The 17,253-nt window shown below is 76.5% G+C and carries 16 protein-coding genes; 6 read left to right on the top strand and 10 right to left on the bottom strand.

The genetic code is table 11. From position 1 onward, the window contains the following. The first annotated feature begins 136 nt into the window (after positions 1-136). The 4 genes from ACI79I_RS04825 to ACI79I_RS04810 all read left to right on the top strand — a co-directional run bounded on the left by ACI79I_RS04825 (position 137) and on the right by ACI79I_RS04810 (position 5,622). Positions 137-409 carry a hypothetical protein gene (locus ACI79I_RS04825; RefSeq protein ID WP_456944423.1) on the top strand — a complete coding sequence of 91 codons (273 nt, stop codon included), beginning with the start codon at positions 137-139 and terminating at the stop codon, positions 407-409. A 769-nt stretch (positions 410-1,178) separates the two neighbouring features. Beyond that, on the top strand, positions 1,179-2,564 hold the full coding sequence (locus ACI79I_RS04820; protein ID WP_456991140.1) for a hypothetical protein: 1,386 nt from the start codon (positions 1,179-1,181) through the stop codon (positions 2,562-2,564). Continuing rightward, the gene (locus tag ACI79I_RS04815) at positions 2,561-4,093 is read left to right on the top strand and encodes an SCO6880 family protein (RefSeq protein WP_456991139.1); all 1,533 of its coding nucleotides are present in this window, start codon (positions 2,561-2,563) and stop codon (positions 4,091-4,093) included. The genes ACI79I_RS04820 and ACI79I_RS04815 overlap by 4 nt, the downstream gene beginning before the upstream one ends. Then, positions 4,090-5,622, top strand: coding sequence for a hypothetical protein (locus ACI79I_RS04810; protein WP_456991138.1), 1,533 nt, complete (start codon positions 4,090-4,092; stop codon positions 5,620-5,622). The genes ACI79I_RS04815 and ACI79I_RS04810 overlap by 4 nt, the downstream gene beginning before the upstream one ends. Positions 5,623-5,751: 129 nt before the next feature. Here ACI79I_RS04810 and lepB read toward each other — a convergent pair whose 3' ends face one another. The 10 genes from lepB to glgA form a co-directional block, all read right to left on the bottom strand. Continuing rightward, positions 5,752-6,432, bottom strand: coding sequence for a signal peptidase I (gene lepB, locus ACI79I_RS04805; protein WP_456991137.1), 681 nt, complete (start codon positions 6,430-6,432; stop codon positions 5,752-5,754). Then, entirely contained in the window at positions 6,429-7,085 is a 657-nt protein-coding gene (locus ACI79I_RS04800; protein ID WP_456991136.1) for a hypothetical protein, read from the bottom strand. The genes lepB and ACI79I_RS04800 overlap by 4 nt, the downstream gene beginning before the upstream one ends. A gap of 218 nt (positions 7,086-7,303) precedes the next feature. Then, positions 7,304-8,665 carry a sensor histidine kinase gene (locus ACI79I_RS04795; RefSeq protein WP_456991135.1) on the bottom strand — a complete coding sequence of 454 codons (1,362 nt, stop codon included), beginning with the start codon at positions 8,663-8,665 and terminating at the stop codon, positions 7,304-7,306. Then, entirely contained in the window at positions 8,655-9,341 is a 687-nt protein-coding gene (locus ACI79I_RS04790) for a response regulator transcription factor (RefSeq protein WP_456991134.1), read from the bottom strand. Before ACI79I_RS04790 ends, ACI79I_RS04795 begins: the two co-directional genes overlap by 11 nt. Before the next feature lie 200 nt (positions 9,342-9,541). Next, on the bottom strand, positions 9,542-9,955 hold the full coding sequence (locus ACI79I_RS04785) for a response regulator (protein ID WP_456991133.1): 414 nt from the start codon (positions 9,953-9,955) through the stop codon (positions 9,542-9,544). A 207-nt stretch (positions 9,956-10,162) separates the two neighbouring features. After that, positions 10,163-10,906, bottom strand: coding sequence for an ANTAR domain-containing protein (locus ACI79I_RS04780; RefSeq protein ID WP_456991132.1), 744 nt, complete (start codon positions 10,904-10,906; stop codon positions 10,163-10,165). Positions 10,907-10,991: 85 nt separating this feature from the next. Beyond that, positions 10,992-11,789: an ABC transporter ATP-binding protein gene (locus ACI79I_RS04775; protein WP_456991131.1), complete on the bottom strand. Its 798-nt coding sequence runs from the start codon at positions 11,787-11,789 to the stop codon at positions 10,992-10,994. Then, a complete protein-coding gene (locus tag ACI79I_RS04770; RefSeq protein ID WP_456991130.1) occupies positions 11,786-12,868 on the bottom strand; it encodes a FecCD family ABC transporter permease in 1,083 nt (360 codons plus the stop codon). Before ACI79I_RS04770 ends, ACI79I_RS04775 begins: the two co-directional genes overlap by 4 nt. Before the next feature lie 11 nt (positions 12,869-12,879). Next, positions 12,880-13,818, bottom strand: a complete 939-nt coding sequence (locus tag ACI79I_RS04765) for an ABC transporter substrate-binding protein (protein ID WP_456991129.1) — start codon at positions 13,816-13,818, stop codon at positions 12,880-12,882. A 215-nt stretch (positions 13,819-14,033) separates the two neighbouring features. Beyond that, entirely contained in the window at positions 14,034-15,206 is a 1,173-nt protein-coding gene (gene glgA / locus ACI79I_RS04760; protein WP_456991128.1) for a glycogen synthase, read from the bottom strand. A 74-nt stretch (positions 15,207-15,280) separates the two neighbouring features. Between glgA and glgC the strand changes: the two genes are divergently transcribed. Continuing rightward, the gene (gene glgC, locus ACI79I_RS04755; RefSeq protein ID WP_456991127.1) at positions 15,281-16,501 is read left to right on the top strand and encodes a glucose-1-phosphate adenylyltransferase; all 1,221 of its coding nucleotides are present in this window, start codon (positions 15,281-15,283) and stop codon (positions 16,499-16,501) included. A gap of 12 nt (positions 16,502-16,513) precedes the next feature. Further along, a complete protein-coding gene (locus ACI79I_RS04750) occupies positions 16,514-17,245 on the top strand; it encodes a 2'-5' RNA ligase family protein (protein WP_456991126.1) in 732 nt (243 codons plus the stop codon). Positions 17,246-17,253: the final 8 nt, after the last annotated feature.

Raw genomic sequence — 17,253 nt, 5'->3', positions numbered from 1 at the left:
AACGCGGCCGCCTCAGGGTGCGGCACCCCCAATCTCGGGCATTGCCGCACCTCGGGGACGGGACCGACCGTGGACATCGACACGGAGGCGGGGTGGCAGCGCCCTGCCGTGGACCGAGGACGCGAGGACGGAACCGATGGGTGCGCACACCTCCCCGCTGGCCCTGGCCGTGGTCGACCCCGGTCAGGGCGTGGCCCCGCCGGGCGCCGAGGGGATCGTCACGATCGTCCAGTGGGTGGCGTGGACGGTGCTCGCCGTCTGCGTCCTCGGGGTGCTGCTCGTCGGTGCCCGCATGGCGCTGGCCCACCGCCGGGGTGAGGGCGCGGAGCACGCGGTGAGCCTGGCCTACGTCCTGGGTGGTGCGGTCCTGGTCGGGTCGGCCTCCGGGCTGATCGCGGCCCTGGTCTGAGCGGCCGGCGCGGCGGGGGATCGGACGTGGACGTCGAGGAGCGGGGTGGATCGCGGTGACCACCCCCACGCCCACGCCCACGCCTGCGCCCACGCTGCCGGCCGTTCCCACCACCGCCGCCCCGGCGCTGACCGACCCCGCTCCGCCACCGCCACCGCCACCGCCACCGCCACCGCCACCGCCACCGGACGTGCCGGAGACGGCTGCCCCACCGGCGCCCCCGTCCACCCCCGACCCCGAGCCTGTCCCACCCGCGGACCCCGGACCGGGCAGCGAGGCACCCGCGCCGGGGACCGGGACCCCCGCACCGGGCACGGAGACCCCCGCGCCCGGGACCGGGACCCCCGCACCGGGCACGGAGACCCCCGCGCCGGGGACCGGGACCCCCGCGCCGGGGACCGGGACGCCAGCACCGGGCACGGAGACGCCCGCGCCGGGGACCGGGACCCCCGCACCCGGCAGCGAGACACCGGCACCGGGGACCGGGACCCCCGCACCGGGGACCGGGACCCCCGCGCCGGGCACGGAGACCCCCGCGCCGGGGACCGGGACCCCGGCACCGGGGACCGGGACCCCCGCGCCGGGGACCGGGACCCCGGCACCGGGGACCGGGACCCCCGCACCGGGCAGCGAGACACCGGCACCGGGCGGGGAGGCCCCCGCCCCGGGTGGGGAGGACCTGCCGCCGGAGGAGCAGCCCCCCGCGCCGCCGGCCGAGCCGCCGCAGGAGCAGGTCGCCGTCGAGGACGACCGGATCCCGGCCGCCTTCGTGGACGACTCCGTCGTCCCGGTGCTGTCCGGAGCCGAGCAGCAGGCGGTGGAGGTCGACCGGATCCCGCTCGACCTCGTCTCCGACGGCCGGGACCTCGGCGGGCTGAGCAGCTTCGGGCCGGGCGACTCGATCAGCGGTACTGCGGACGTCAGCGGCGTCGACCCGACCGCCGGGGACCTGGGCGAGGCCTTCCTCGACCCGGCCATCCCCGCCGCGGGGATCGGCGTGCTGGACGAGAGTGGAGGAGGAGACGTCTTGGGTGACCTGGCGCGGGAGATCGTCGAGGCGGCCGGCGACGCGCTGGCCGCCGTGGCGCGACTGTGGGCCGACCCGCCGTCCCCCGGCATCGGTTCGATCGGCCCCGGCGGCGCGGCGACGCCGTCGGAGGCGGCCTCGCTGCTGGCCGGCTCGCTGGCCTGGTACTCGGCGGCGGTCGCGGTCGTGGCCGTGCTCGTCGCGGCGGTGCGCATGGTGTGGCAGCGGCGCAGCCAGCCGGTGGCCGACCTGCTGCGGGGGCTGCTGACCCTCGTCCTCGTCGGAGGGGCGAGCCTCACCGGGGTCACCCTGCTGGTCACGGCGGCGGACGCCTTCTCCGTCTGGGTGCTGCAACGGGCCACCGGGGACGTCGAGGGCGGGCTGACCGAGCTGCTGGCGCTCCAGCAGACCGACGGCATGAACGACGTCCTGGTCATCCTGCTGGGCACCGCGGCACTGCTCGGCGCCCTCGTCCAGATGGTGCTGCTGGTGGCCCGCGGGGTCGTCCTGGTCGTCCTCGCCGGCGTGCTGCCGCTGTCGGCGTCGGCGACGAACACCGACACCGGCCGCGCGGTCTTCGTCCGCACGATGACCTGGACGGTCGCCTTCGTCCTGTACCAGCCGGCCGCCGCCCTGGTCTACGCGGCCGGCCTGACGCTGGCGCCCACCCCGGACGACGCCCCGCTGGTCGCCGCCCTGACGGGCACGACCTTCCTCGTCCTCGCGATCGCCGCCCTGCCGGCCCTGCTGCGGGTGCTGCGGCCGGTGGTGCGGACGGCGACCGACGGCGGGAACCGGGTGCGGGCGGCCGCCACGGCCGGCCTGCCCTCCGGTGCCCGCGCGGTGGTGCCGGTGACGGTCTCCCCGGCCGGAGGAGCCGGCGCCGGATCGGTGCGGGTGCCCTCGTCCCGCGGCGGCGGACCCCGGGCCGGGGCCGCTCCGCTGGAGCGCGGCCGGCACTCCGCCGCCCGGCTGGGCCGGGTGACCGCCGGCGTCGACCGCGCGCCGGGCGCCGAGCCGGTCCCGGTGGCCGGCTCCGTGTCCGGGCCGTTCCGCGCCACCGGCACCGCCGCCGAGGCCCGCCCCGTGCCCACGCCCCGACCCGACGCGGAGGACCCGCTCCCGTGACCCTCGCACCCCCCTCCACCGCCGCGCCCCGCACGTACGGCAACTGGCGCCGTCCGGCCAGCCCCGGGCTGGGCAGCCTCGGCGTCCTCGGCACCGGGCTGCTGCTGGCCGGGCTCCTCGGGGTGATCGCCACCCTGGTCCTCGCCGGCCTGGTCGAGGCGCTGGTCGCCGGCGCCGTCCTCGGCCTGCTGATGGCCCTCCTCGTGGTCCGCGACCGGCACCACCGGTCGGGGGTCCAGCGGCTGGCCGGCCGCGTCGGCTGGGCACGGGCGCGCCGCGGCGGGGCGCACCTGTACCGCTCCGGGCCGCTGGGCCGGACGCCGGAGGGCACCTTCGCGCTCCCCGGGCTGGCCGCGGCCTCCCGGCTCTCGGAGTGGGAGGACTCCTACGGCCGCCCCTTCGCGCTGGTCACCGTCCCGGCCACGCGGCACGCCACCGTCGTCCTGGTCACCGAGCCCGACGGTGCCTCGCTGGTCGACGAGGAGCAGGTGGACACCTGGGTGGCCCACTGGGGCGCGTGGCTGAGCGCGCTGGGCAACGAGCCCGGCCTGGTCGCGGCGTCGGTGACGATCGAGACCGCGCCGGACTCCGGCACCCGGCTGCGGCACGAGGTCGGCACCCACCTCGACCCGCGGGCGCCCGAGGTGGCGCTGGCGATGCTGCGCGAGGTCGTGGACACCTACCCCGCCGGGTCGGCCACGGTCACCGCGTACGTCTCCCTGACCTTCACCACGGCCGGCCGGGCCGGCGGGCGGCGGAAGGGCGACGAGGACGTCGCCCGGGACATCGGCACCCGCCTGCCGGGCCTGACCACCGGCCTGGACGCCACCGGCGCCGGCGCGGTCCGCCCGGCCACCGCCCAGGAGCTGTGCGAGGCGATCCGGGTGGCCTACGACCCGTCGGTGGCGGCCGCGCTCGACGAGGCCCGCGCCACCGGCGGCACCCCCGAGCTGCGCTGGTCCGACGTCGGCCCGGCCGCCGCGCAGGCCGGCTGGGGCTGGTACCGCCACGACGGGGCGCTGTCGGTGACCTGGTCGATGACCGAGGCGCCGCGCGGCGAGGTCTTCTCCTCGGTGCTCGCCGACCTGGTGGCGCCGCACCCCGACGTCGACCGCAAGCGGGTCACCCTGCTCTACCGCCCGCTGGACGCCGGGCGCGCCGCCCGCATCGTCGAGCAGGACCGGCGCACCGCCGACTTCCGGGCCTCGTCGTCGGCCCGGCCCACCGCGCGCGTGCTCCTCGAGCAGCGGGCCGCGGCACTCACCGCCGAGGAGGAGGCCCGCGGCGCCGGCCTGGTCGACTTCGCGATGCTCGTGACCGCCACCGTCGCCGACGCCGACCTGGCCGACGACCCGCGGGCGGCGCTCGACGTCGCCCGGGCCGCGATCGACAACCTGTCGGCGACCGCCCGCACCCAGCTGCGCCCGGTCTACGGCTCGCAGGACTCCGCGTTCGCCGCCGCCCTGCCGCTGGGCATCGTCCCCTCGGCGCACCTCACCGTGCCGCGCGAGTTCCGGGAGGCGCTGTGAAGCACCGTCCGCCCTCCCGGCCGGCGGCGGCACCGGCCGCCGCACCCCGCGGCTGGCCCGGGCGCGGGCGGGGTGCCTCGACCTACGTGCAGGCCCCCGACGAGTGGCGGGCGACCACCGTCCAGGCCTGCGGGCTCTGGCCGTTCGCCGCCGGCGCGGGGACGCCGATGACCGGGGTGCCGCTGGGCCGCAACCTGCTCTCCGGCGCGACCCTGTGCTGCGACCCGATCAGCTGGTTCCAGCGGGCCAACCTGATCAGCAACCCGTCGGCGTTCGTGCTGGGCAAGCCGGGCCTGGGCAAGTCCACCGTGGTGCGCCGGATGGCCCTGGGCCTGGCCGGCTACGGCGTCCTGCCGATGGTCCTGGGCGACCTCAAGCCCGACTACGTCGACCTGGTGGAGGCCATCGGCGGCCAGGTGATCCGGCTGGGCCGCGGTCGCGGGCACCTCAACGTCCTGGACCCGGGCGAGGCGGTGGCGGCCGCGGCCCGGCTGACCGGCGACGCCCGCGAGCAGGTCCTGGCCGACGCGCACGGACGCCGGCACGCGATCGTCTCGGCACTGATCACGGTCATGCGGGGCGCGCCACCCACCGACCGCGAGGAGACCGTCCTCGACCGGGCGCTGCGCGTCCTCGACGACACCCACGACACCGCCCGGCTGGGCGCCCCGACGCTGCACTCCCTCCTGGGGGTGCTGCGCGCCGCCCCCGAGGACGTCCGCGCCGCCGCCCTGGACCGGGGGGACCGCAGCCGCTACGACGACGTCACGGAGGACCTCGAGGCCACCCTCGTCGGGCTCACCGGCGGCGGGCGGCTGGGCCGCATCTTCGCCGAGCCGACCACGACGCCGATGCGCCGTGACCGCCCCGTCGTGTTCGACGTGTCGAGCATCGACGACGCCCAGACCGACCTGCAGGCGGCCGTCCTGCTGGCCTGCTGGTCGGCCGGTTTCGGGGCGATCAGCGTGGCCCACGCCCTGGCCGACGCCGGGCTCGAGCCGCGCCGGCACCACTTCGTCGTCCTGGACGAGCTGTGGCGGGCGCTGCGTGCCGGCCGCGGCATGGTCGACCGGGTCGACGCCCTCACCCGGCTCAACCGCCAGCGCGGCGTCGGCATGGCGATGGTCAGCCACACCATGAGCGACCTGCTGGCCCTCCCGAGCGAGGAGGACCGGATGAAGGCCCGCGGCTTCGTCGAGCGGTCGGGCATGGTCATCTGCGGCGGCCTGCCCTCGGCGGAGATGCCGATGCTCACCTCCGCCGTCCCGCTCACCCGGGCCGAGCAGGAGCTGCTCGTCGGCTGGCAGGACCCGCCGGCCTGGAACCCGGGCACGGGTGCCGAGGCCGAGCCGCCCGGCCGCGGCCGCTTCCTGGTCAAGGTGGGCGGCCGGCCGGGCATCCCGGTGCACGTGACGCTGACCGGCGTGGAGCGGCAGCTCAACGACACCAACAAGCTGTGGCACGAGCTGTCCCGCTCCGCCGACGACCTGGCGTCGCCCTCGGCGGCGGAGGGCCCCGTCCGGGGCTGACGGGGGCCCGCCCGTCCACCGAGTCCTGCGAACTCGTGGCGATCGACCGCTGATCGCCACGAGTTCGCAGGACTCGGCGCGTGCGGACCGTGAATCCGCGCCCCGCGCCGAGCCTGGCGGGGGGACCGCTCAGCAGCCCTCGGACGGCGAGGGGAGCCCGCCCGGGGAGGGCCACAGCCGCGCCGGCACCGACCCGACGAGCGACGAGGTGGGCACCGCGCCGAAGGCGCGGGAGTCGATCGCGCCGTCCCGGTTGTCGCTGAGCAGGAACAGCGTGTCCGGGGGCACGGTGACCGGCCCGAACCACACGCCGTCGAGCAGCGCGGGGTCGATCGCGGGCTCGCAGACCGGGGCACCGTCGACCACCAGGACGCCGTCCTCGATGGCGACCTCGTCCCCGCCCACCCCGGCGACCCGCTTCACCAGCAGCCCGTCCTGCAGGGGGTGCTCGACGGCCACGACGTCCCCGCGGTGGACCGGGCCGTCGCCGTGCTGCACGACCAGCAGGTCCCCGGGGTCGATCGTGGGCTGCATGCTGTCGGAGTGGACCCGCATCACCTGGAGCGGGAGCAGGCCGGCCAGGCTCGCCACGAGCAGCAGCGCGAGGCCCGCGGCTCCCCAGCCCGCGGCGGTGCGCAGCCGGGCCCACACCCCACCGCCGCGGCTCCCGGTGCGGGGGTCACCGGGAGCCGCGGCGGGTGATCGGGGGGCGCTCCCCGCCGCGTGCCGGGGGGAGTCCGGGTCGCCGCCGTGGTCACCGGTGCGGGGGTCACCGGTGACCGCGGCGGCTGATCGGGGGGTGTCGCTCACCCGAGGACGCCGGTGAACCAGAGCACCCAGGCCAGCGCGCCGAGGGCCAGCAGGGCGTTGGTCGCGCGGCCCCGCCAGGAGGTCGGCAGGAGTGCGGTGAGCGCCGTCATGGCCAGCAACTCGACCGCGACCGTCGCCGTCCCGAGCCCCTCGGGCCCGTGCCCGGCCGCCGCCACGGGAGCGCCGGCCATCGCGACCGGCCCCTCCGTGGCGACCGGCATGCCGTCGGCGAAGCGCACCCCGGTGATCGGGTCGACCGCGACGGTCTCCCGGCCGGGGACGTCGTGCGCGTGGGCCCCGCCCGCGGCGTCGTGCACCGCGAAGGCGTCGAGCAGGTTCGTCGTGTGCGCGACCAGGTACAGGCCCAGCAGGCCGACCGTGCCCAGCAGCCCGAAGGCCACCAGCTCCCGCCGGGGGCCGGTCCCGGCCCAGGCGGTGAGCAGCAGCCAGGCGGCCAGCCCGACCTGGGCGAGTGCGGTGAGCAGGAAGAACCCGACGGCGAGGTCCCCGGACTCGAGGTGGTCCACCGCGGCGGCCACGTGCAGGACGCCGGCGGCTGCCAGCGCTGCCGCGGCGACCAGCTGCCACCGGGGGACCCGCCGCCGCGCGGGGGCGGGAGGGAGCGGAGCCGGAGCGGTGTCGGTGGTGGTCATCGCGCCCAGCTCCGGGTGGAGGTGGGCGTGCGGGTGGGCGCCGTCCCGAGGAGCAGCACGGTGTGGCGGTGCGGGCTGGGCGTGTCCATCGAGCAGGCTCCTCGTCACCGGGATCGGTGGGAGGACCCTCTCGTCTGGACCGCCGCTGTCACAGCCGCCTCCAGGGGATGCGGAGCTCCCGCATTTGGGGGGTCGGCCGGGTCAGGCGCGGGACTGCGTCACTCGGGGTGGGTCAGTGGGACCACCGCGGTGAGCAGGGCACCCCCACCCTGCCGTTCCTCGAGGGTGACCGTGCCGCCCAGGTCGACCACGCGGTCGCGCAGCAGGGGCAGGCCCAGGTGCCCCTCCTCGCGACGGTCGGTGCCCTCCGCCGGGAAGCCCACGCCGTCGTCGGCGATCTCCAGCCGCACCGCCTGTGCGCCCCGCAGCTCGGTCTCCTCGAGGGTGATCCAGGCGTGCCGGGCCTGGGCGTGCTTGGCGACGTTGGCCAGCGCCTCCTTGGCCGTGCGGTACAGCACGGCCGCGGCGTCCGGGGTCATCTCCGGCAGGGGAGCAGCGTCCATGAGGACCTCGACCCCCTCGGCGCGCAGCGGCTCGGCGACGTCGGAGATCGCGGCGCCGAGCCCCGGCCCGCTGAGGTCGGGCGGGTAGATGTCGACCATCAGCCGGCGCAGCGACTGGACGGCGTGGCGGACGGCACCGACCAGCCGGTCCACCGTCGGCTGCCGCTCCTCGGGCAGGCTGCCGCGCAGCGCCGAGAGGGCGTAGCTGACCCCCGCGAGGTCCTGCACCGGCCCGTCGTGGACGTCGGCGGCGATCGCCCGGCGCTCGCGCTCGGAGGCCTCCACGTTGCGCTGCATGAGCGCGGCGCGCTCGGCCTCCTGGCGGCGCACCCGACGGGCCAGGGACGTGGCGATGGGGATCTGCACCACCTGCAGCAGGACCAGGGCCCCGATCGCCATGGGGATGATCTCCCCGCGCAGGAGCGCCGCCTGCCGGTCGATGCCCTCGTAGGAGAAGTAGGCCTCGAACGCCAGCTGCTGACCCGGGATGTCGAGGGGCGCGTACACCTCGAGCATGGCGGCCTCGCCGTCGGCAGCCGTCTCGGGGGCCTCGTCGACGTTGGAGACCGTGTCCCCGCCGATCGCGGCGAGCAGCTCGTCGGAGGGCTCGATGACCCGGCCCTGCAGGCCCGGCTCGCTGGCGTAGAGGACCTCCCCGGTCGCTCGCCACACGATCACGCGCGTGACCGAGCCGTCGCTCATCCGGTTCTTCACGTCCCGGTCGAGCTCGTCCCACCGGCCGTCCACCCCGGCCAGCGCGTCGGTCAGCACCGGCGCCACGAGGAACTGGCCGATCCGCTCGGCGGCGCGTTCGGCCTCGGCCAGCGCGTTGGCGCGCGCGATCCGCTCGCTGAGCCAGATGGTGCCCGCGGACACCGCGAGCAGGACCAGCAACGCGGTCGCGCAGAACGCGGCCAGCTCCCGTCGCGGACCCCCACTGCGCGCCGGCATGCGGCGGCGCGAGCTCGGACGGGTGGTGGCGCTGCCGGTGGAGGAGGGTGGCGCCTCAGCGGTCATTCAGGGAGCCGAGCAGACCCAGCTGCTGCGCCTTCACGACCGCCTCCAGCTGGGAGCGGACGCCGAGCTTGGCGTGCAGCGACTTCACGTAGCCGCGACAGGTCTCGAGGGTGATGCCCAGCACCCGGGCGATCGCCTTGACCTGCATCCCGCGGCCCAGGCAGTCGAGCACCTCCTGCTCGCGGCGGGTCAGCTGCGGCGGGACGGTGCGGTCCGGGGAGGCCTGCGGCGCACACGTGGCGCCCCCGGAGAAGGTGGACGGGGCGACCAGCATCTGGCCGGCCTGCACCCGGGACAGGACGTCGATCATCTCGGCCAGCGAGCCGTCCTTGGGGATGAACGCCGACGCGCCGGCCTGCGCGGCCCGGACGACCCAGTCGGGGTCCCGGTGGGCGGTCACCACGGCCACGACGGCCTGCGGCGCGACCTCGCGGATGCGGCGGGTGGCGGCCAGCCCGTCCTGGCGTGGCATCTCGATGTCCATCACCACGATGTCGGGCTGCAGGTCCTGCGCCATGGCGACGGCCTGGGCAGCCGAGTTCGCCGTCCCGATCGCGTCCATGCCCGCGGCGGCCAGCGCCCCGGACAACAGTTCGGCGAAGGTCCGGTGGTCGTCGACGACCAGGACCCGGGTCTGGTCGAGCCGTGTCTGCCGGTCCAGCTGGGCGAGCGCCATGGAAACCCCCGTGAGTGGTGAGCGCACCCACCACCACGCGTGGGGGAGCGCCGTCATGGGACCTGAGTCGTATGCCGTTTGGCCAGGGTCCAGGTCCCCACTGAGGACTTAGGTCCCGGCTCTCGTCCGGGGAGGACGAGCGAGTCGGTACACAGTGTGACCGAGACGACACCGTTTCGTCCGGGGTGTCACCTGCGGGTTCACCCGTTCGAGGCACCCGCCGACGCCGCGGCGTCGCTCCAGGCGGTGCCCCCGGCGGCGACCGCGCGCACGTGACCCGGGAGCGCGCCGGGGTCGTCGTCCTTCAGCAGGTAGCCCACGACACCGATCTCCTGGGCCTCCTTGACCAGGGCCGGGGTGATCGACCCGGTGAGCACGACGACCCGTGCCTGGGGGTGCACGGCGAGCAGCTCCCGGGCCGCCTGGAGCCCGGTCACCCGTGGCATCGCCAGGTCGAGCAGGACGACGTCGGGCTGGGTGCGCCGGGCGGCGTCGAGCACCTGCTCGCCGTCCTCGCACTGCGCGACCACGGTGACGTCGCCGGTGGCGGAGAGCAGGTCGGTGAGGGAGTCGCGGACGAACGCGTGGTCGTCGGCGAGCAGGACCTTGATCACGAGCCACCTCCTCCTGGTCGCCGGGTGTCGAGCGGTGGGCACCGTACCCAGCAGCGGTGCCGTGAGTCGACGCGGCTGCTGTGCCGGTGCCGGCCCAGTCTCGCAACGGACAGGGGCACCGGCGACATCCGAACGACGGGGATGCCCGACCCCCAATCACGGGGGCATGCGGAACCGGGCGGTGACGCAGTGTGAGGAGGGGCCGCCTCAACCCACCGGTGTGTCCCCGCCGGGCTCGAGGTCCGCGGGGTCGAGCCGGCCGGCGACCAGGTCGGCTGCCAGCTCGTCCACCGGCCGGCCGGCCGTGAAGGCCGTCGCTCGCAGCAGGTCCAGCGCCGCGGGGGTGTCGGTGTCCAGCGCCATGCTCAGCCGGCCGATCGCCTCCCACACCGTGGCCCGGCTCCGCGCCGCCGGACCGTGCAGCCAGGCCGGCCCGCCCCGCGGTGACCACGACGACCACACGGCGGCCTCTCCGAGGGCGGAGGTCACCAGGGCGCCGACCGCCATGGCCTCGAAGACGTCGAGGTCGGGGACGGATGCCTCGTCGGTGAAGAGCAGGTCCAGGGCCCCCTTTCCGGCCAGGGTCTCCCCGAGCGGGAGGGCCACGACCGCGCGGTAGGGCGTCTGCTCGACCAGCAGGGCGGCGAAGGTCGGCCACCGGCGGTGCAGGTCGGAGGAGGCCGCGAAGACCGGTTCGCGGTGGAGCTGGGCGGTCTCGCAGGGTCCGCTGCCGGCGGTGAACTGCAACCGCTCGGCGAGGGCCGCGTCCTCCGAGCTGGCGCCCAGCGGGATCCGCCGTCCGGCGTCGTCGAGGACGCTCAGGCCGGCACCGTCGACACCCAGGATCCGGGCCGAGGCCCGGGACAGCCGCACGGGGAGCAGCTCCGGGACGGCGAGCCCGCCGTCGGAGACGTCGTCCACCGCGGCGTGGAAGCGCTCGGCGATCGACACGGGCCGATGATGCGCCATCCCCGGCCCGTGCACCCCCGGAAGCGGATCGGTCCGATCCGATTTCCCCCGGCCGCGTGGCGGGCGGTCACTCGCGGTCGCGGTCGGCGGCGCGCAGCGGCAGGACGGCGGGGCCGTGCGGACCGGCCACGACCTGCGCCCGGGCCCCGTAGTGGCTGGCCAGCGCCTCGGCGGTGAGGACCTCGGCCGGCGGGCCCTCGGCCACCACCCGGCCGCGGGAGAGCAGGGCCAGCCGGTCGGCGTACTGCCCGGCGAGGCTGAGGTCGTGCAGGGTGCTGAGCACGGTCAGGCCGTCCTGGCGGCGGAGCCGGTCCACCAGGTCGAGCACCTGCTGGGCGTGGCCGAGGTCCAGCGCCGCGGTCGGCTCGTCGAGGAGCAGCACGCGCGGCTGCTGGGCGAGGGCGCGGGCCAGCACCGCGCGCTGCTGCTCCCCGCCGGAGAGCGTGGACAGCGGGCGGCCGGCCAGGTCGGTCAGCTCCAGCCGCGCCATCACGTCGGCCACCACCCGGCGGTCCCCGGCCCGGGGCGCGGCCAGCAGCGACCGGTGCGGGGTGCGCCCGAGGGTCACGTAGTCGGCGGTGGTCACGCCCTCGGGGACCACGGGGCGCTGCGGCGCGTAGGCGAGGTGGCGGGCGCGTTCCCGGCGGGGCATCCCGGTGGTCGGGACGCCGTCGACCCGGACCTGCCCCTCGTGCGGGTGGGCGCCCAGGACCGAGCGCAGCAGCGTGGACTTGCCCGCGCCGTTCGGGCCGATGACCGCCGTCCAGCCGCCGGGCTCGACGCCGAGCCGCACGTCGTCGAGGACCCGCGTGCGGCCGAAGGCGGCCGACAGCCCCACCACCTCGACCCGGGCACCGCCGGTCACCGCCGCCGCGCCCCTGCCCACAGCAGACCGGCGAAGAACGGGGCGCCGACGAAGGCGGTCACCACCCCGATCGGCAGCTCGGCCGGGGCGAGGACGACCCGCGCCACCAGGTCGGCCACCACCAGGAACGCGCCGCCGACGAGCAGCGCGGCCGGCAGGACGCGGGCGTTGGACCCACCCACCAGCCGCCGCGCGATGTGCGGGACGACCAGCCCCACGAAGCCGATGAGCCCGCTGACGGCCACGGCGGAGGCGGTGGCCAGCGACGCGGCGACCACGACCAGCAGCCGCATCCGTCCGGGGTGCACGCCGAGGGAGCGGGCCTCGTCGTCCCCGACGGCGAGCACGTCCAGCGCGCGCCCGCACAGCAGCAGGACCCCGCACGCGAGGCCGAGGTAGGGCAGCACGAGCACGACGTCGGACCACTGCGCGCGGCCGAGCTGGCCCAGCAGCCAGCCGTACACCTCGCGCAGGTCGTCGGTGTTCTGCTGCTGGACGAGCGTCTGCGCGGCGGCCAGGAAGGAGGCGACGGCGACCCCGGCCAGCAGCAGGCTCGGGCTGTGCGACCCGCCGGCGGCGGTGCCGAGGAGCAGCGCCGCACCCACGCCGGCCAGGGCCCCGACGAAGGCGGCCAGCGGGACGACGCCCACCGGCCCGAGCGACGTCCCCGGCGCGTAGGCGATCACCAGCGTGGCCCCCAGCCCCGCACCGGCGGCCGCGCCCAGCAGGTAGGGGTCGGCCAGCGGGTTGCGGAACACCGCCTGGTAGGCGGCACCGGAGACCGCCAGCCCGGAGCCGACCAGGGCGGCGAGCACGACCCGCGGCAGCCGCAGCTGCAGCAGCACCGCCGCCCCGGTCCCGTCGAGCCCGCCCGGGACGTCGACGCCCAGGGGTGCCAGCGCGCGGTCGGCCAGGGTGGCGACGACCGCACCGGGGGGCAGGGGGAGCGCGCCGACCCACACCCCGGCCAGCAGCGCCAGCACGAGCGCGGCCGCCGACGCCGACAGCACCCCCGCCGTCCGGCGCCGGGGCCGGACGGCGGGCGCTGCGGGAGCGCCGGTGTCCGCGGGAGCCGTCATCGCCCGCCCGCTCAGCCCCGCAGGACGGCGGCGACGGACTCGGCGAAGTCGGCCACGCGCGGCCCCCAGCGGGAGGCCACGGAGTCGTCGGCGGCCAGGACCCGGCCCTCGCGGACGGCGGGCACCGTGTCGAACGCCGGCCGTTCGGCCAGCGTCGCGGCGGTCTGCGCGCAGCAGACCGTGTCGGCGAGGACGACGAGGTCCGGCGCCTGGCCGACGACGTACTCGGCGGACAGCTGCGGGTAGCCGCCGGAGGTGTCGGCCGCGCCGTCGGCGATGTTCTCCAGGCCGAACAGGGTGTAGACGCTGCCGATGAAGGTCTCGCTGGTCGCGGAGTACCCGCTGGGGTCCAGCTCGTGGTAGACGCGCAGGCCCGCCGTCCCGGCCGGGACGGAGTCGACGGCGGTCGCGATCCGGTCCTGCACGTCGGCGACCACGTCGGCGGCCTCCTCGGCGTGGCCGGTCGCCGCGCCCAGCGTCTCCACCTGCGCGTAGCTCTCCTCGAGCGTGTCGACCGCGCCCAGGAGCAGGGTCGGCACCTGCAGTGCGTCGAGCGCGTCGACGATGCCGTTCATGTCGTCGCTGAGGACGACGAGGTCCGGCGCGTACGCGGCGATCGCCTCAGCGTTCGGGGTGAACGCCGACAGGTCGGTGACGGGTGCCCCGGCCGGGAAGTCCGACGTGCTGTCGACGGCCTCCACCTGCTCGCCGGCGCCGATGGCGAACAGCATCTCGGTGGCCGAGGCCGACAGCGAGACGATGGCCTCCGGCCGCTCCTCGAGGGTGAGCTCGCCGTCGTCGCCGGGAACGGTGACCGGGAACGCCCCACCGGAGGCCGAGGACGAGGCGGAGGCCCCGGCGGACGAGTCGTCGCCGGCGCAGGCCGGGAGGGTCAGGAGGAGCGGGAGGAGCAGCGCGGCGGGGGAGCGCCGCAGGGCGGTGCGGGACACGGAGGCCTCTCGTCAGCGGCAGGCACCGCCCACGGGCACCCGACGCCCGGTGCGCGACCCCTGCCGCGAGGGTCGGTACACGACGCGGGGCAGGCGATCTGGCTCAGGTCGGGGAGACCATCACAGTTGCGGGACAGCGCCGGGTTCTCACCGGACTTCGCTGCGCGGGCGTCGCCGGCGAGCCGCCGGCGGGGGAACGGTACCAGCGCCGGCGGTCAGCCCCGGTCGCCGAGGACGGCGGAGTAGACCCCGACGGTCTGCTGCGCGATGGCCGGCCAGCCGAACTCGGCCAGCACCCGCTCGCGGCCGGCGGCGCCCATGCGGGCGGCGCGGTCGGGGTCGGCCAGCAGCTCAGCGATGCGCGCTGCCAGGCCGGCCTCGAAGGACGCCGGATCGTCGGGGTCGTAGGGGACCAGCAGGCCGGTGCGGCCGTCGTCGACCACCTCGGGGATGCCGCCGACGGCGCTGGCGACGACGGCGGTGCCGCAGGCGGCCGCCTCGAGGTTCACGATGCCGAGCGGCTCGTACACCGACGGGACGACGAACACCGTCGCGCCGGTGATCAGCGGCACCAGCTGCTCGCGGGGCAGCATCGCCTCGATCCAGACGACGCCGCCGCGCCGGCCCTGCAGCTCGGCCACCGCGTCGGCCACCTGCTGGCGCTCGGCCGGGGTGTCGGCGGCCCCCGCGCACAGCACCAGGCCCGCCTCGGCGGGCAGCTGCTCGGCCGCCCGCAGCAGGTGCATGACGCCCTTCTGTCGGGTGATCCGGCCGACGAAGAGGGCGTAGGGCTGGTCCGGGTCCACGCCCAGGGAGCGGACGACGTCGGGGTCGCGCACCGGCCGGTAGGCCTCGGCGTCCACCCCGTTGCCGACCACGTGCACGCGGGCCGGGTCCAGCTCGGGGTAGACGGCGAGGATGTCGGCCTTCATGCCGCCGCTGACCGCGATCACCCCGTCGGCGGCGAGGTAGGCGGTGCGCTCCACCCAGGAGGAGAGCCGGTAGCCGCCGCCGAGCTGGTCGGCCTTCCACGGCCGGCGCGGCTCGAGGGAGTGGGCGGTCACCACGTGCGGCGTGCCGTGCACCAGACCGGCGAAGAGCCCCGCGGCGTTGGCGTACCAGGTGTGGCTGTGCACCAGGTCGGCGTCGGCGAGGGCCCCGGCGATCTCGACGTCCACGCCGAGGGCCTGCAGCGCCCCGTTGGCCGACCGCAGGCCCTCCGGGACGGCGTGGCCGGTCGCGTCCGGCCGCGGGCCGCCGAAGCAGTGGACGTCGATGTGCGGGCCGGCCGGCAGCGAGCGGAGCGCCGCGGCGAGGTGCTCGACGTGCACCCCCGCACCCCCGTACACGTCCGGCGGCCACTCCCTCGTCACCATGCCGATGCGCACGCGCCTCACCCTAGGGGGCGGAGCCGTGCGACGCGGGGCGGCGAACCCCCCGCTCAACGGCTACGTTGCGTCACATGCGCGGCGGTCCTCGGGTTCTCGGCATCGTCCTGGCAGGCGGTGAGGGCAAGCGGCTTGCGCCTCTGACGCAGGACAGGGCCAAGCCGGCGGTGCCCTTCGGCGGCAACTACCGGCTCATCGACTTCGTGCTCTCCAACCTGGTGAACGCCGAGATCCGGCAGATCGCCGTCCTCACGCAGTACAAGAGCCACAGCCTCGACCGGCACATCACCACCACGTGGCGGCTGTCGCAGATGCTGGGGAACTTCATCACCCCCGTGCCGGCGCAGCAGCGGCTCGGCCCGCGCTGGTACACCGGCAGCGCCGACGCGATCTTCCAGAGTCTCAACCTCATCTACGACGCCCGGCCCGACATCGTCGTCGTCTTCGGCGCCGACCACGTCTACCGCATGGACCCCGCGCAGATGATCGACCAGCACGTGCAGACCGGGGCCGGTGTCACCATCGCCGGGTTGCGGGTGCCGCGCACCGAGGCCACCGGCTTCGGCGTCATCGACGCCGACGCCGACGGCAAGGTCCGCGGCTTCCTGGAGAAGCCGGCCGACCCGCCCGGCCTGCCGGACTCGCCGGACGAGAGCTTCGCGTCGATGGGGAACTACGTGTTCACCACCGACGCGCTGCTGGAGGCGCTGCGGGCCGACGCCGAGGACGAGGACTCCGCGCACGACATGGGCGGCTCGATCATGCCGATGCTCGCGGAGGCCGGGGACGCGTGGGTCTACGACTTCTCGACGAACATCGTCCCGGGCGCGACCGAGCGCGACCACGGCTACTGGCGGGACGTCGGGACGATCGACTCCTACTTCGACGCCCACATGGACCTCGTCTCGGTCACCCCGATCTTCAACCTGTACAACGACCGCTGGCCGATCCTCACCCTGCCCCCGCAGCAGCCCCCGGCGAAGTTCGTGCTCGGTGGGCGCGCGGAGGAGTCCATGGTGAGCGCCGGCGCGATCATCGGCGGCGGCTCGGTGCACAGCTCGGTGGTCTCCCCCGGGGTGCGCGTGGAGCGCGGTGCGCGGGTGGAGGACAGCGTGCTCATGGACGGTGTCCACATCGGCGAGGGCGCCTACGTCCGCCGGGCCATCCTCGACAAGAACGTCGTCATCCCGGACTGGGCGCGGATCGGCGTCGACCTGGCATCCGACCGCGAGCGCTACCACGTCAGCGCCGGCGGGGTGACGGTCCTGGGCAAGGGAGCCCGGGCCCACGTCTGAGGGAGGGCCCTCGTGCCCCCCGACCCTCGCTCCGCTCGGGCCGGGCCCCTGCACGAGGGCCGTTCCAGCACCTCACCGCCCCCCGACCCTCGCTCCGCTCGGGCCGGGCCCCTGCACGAGGGCCGTTCCAGCACCTCACCGCCCCCCGACCCTCGCTCCGCTCGGGCCGGGCCCCTGAGAGCGGACCTGCCTCCTCCCCACGCTCCGCGAGCTCAGCGCGGGGCCCTGGAGCCAGGCCGCTCCAGCGAGTCGCCGCTGATCGTCACGCTGCTGCTGGGGGCGGAGGCACAGGCGCGGTTCGACCGGCTGCGGACGGCGCACTTCCCGGCCGAGCGCAACCACCTGGCCGCGCACGTCACGCTGTTCCACGCGCTCCCCGGGGAGCGCGTGGACGCCGTCGCCGCCGACCTGGCCGCCGCGGCCGCCCGGCCCCCGTTCGAGGTCGCGGTCACCGGCCTGCGGCTGCTGGGCCGCGGTGTGGCCTACACGCTGGAGTCGGCGGAGCTGGCCGAGCTGCGCGGCCGCCTCGCCGCGGCGTGGGAGCCCTGGCTGACCCCGCAGGACCGCCAGCGGCACGCGCCGCACGTCACCGTGCAGAACAAGGTGGAGCCGGCGGTCGCCCGGGCGCTGCGGGACCGGCTGGCCGCGCACTTCGCCCCCGGGCAGGTGCCCGCCCGGGGCCTGGGGCTGTGGCGCTACCTGGGCGGGCCGTGGGAACCGGTGGCGGAGTTCCCCCTCGGCTGACCGCGCTC

The organism is Geodermatophilus sp. SYSU D01105 (assembly GCF_054050095.1).
The sequence above is the reverse complement of the archived record's forward strand: the minus strand, read 5'-3'. Positions and strand labels throughout refer to the sequence as shown.

Excerpts from the sequence above, each read along its gene's own strand:
- ACI79I_RS04825 (WP_456944423.1), top strand. The coding sequence starts at position 137 with ATGGGTGCGCACACCTCCCCGCTGGCCCTGGCCGTGGTCGACCCCGGT.
- ACI79I_RS04800 (WP_456991136.1), bottom strand. The coding sequence starts at position 7,085 with ATGACCACCACCGACACCGCTCCGGCTCCGCTCCCTCCCGCCCCCGCG.
- glgC (WP_456991127.1), top strand. The coding sequence starts at position 15,281 with ATGCGCGGCGGTCCTCGGGTTCTCGGCATCGTCCTGGCAGGCGGTGAG.
- ACI79I_RS04790 (WP_456991134.1), bottom strand. The coding sequence starts at position 9,341 with ATGGCGCTCGCCCAGCTGGACCGGCAGACACGGCTCGACCAGACCCGG.
- ACI79I_RS04795 (WP_456991135.1), bottom strand. The coding sequence starts at position 8,665 with ATGACCGCTGAGGCGCCACCCTCCTCCACCGGCAGCGCCACCACCCGT.
- ACI79I_RS04770 (WP_456991130.1), bottom strand. The coding sequence starts at position 12,868 with ATGACGGCTCCCGCGGACACCGGCGCTCCCGCAGCGCCCGCCGTCCGG.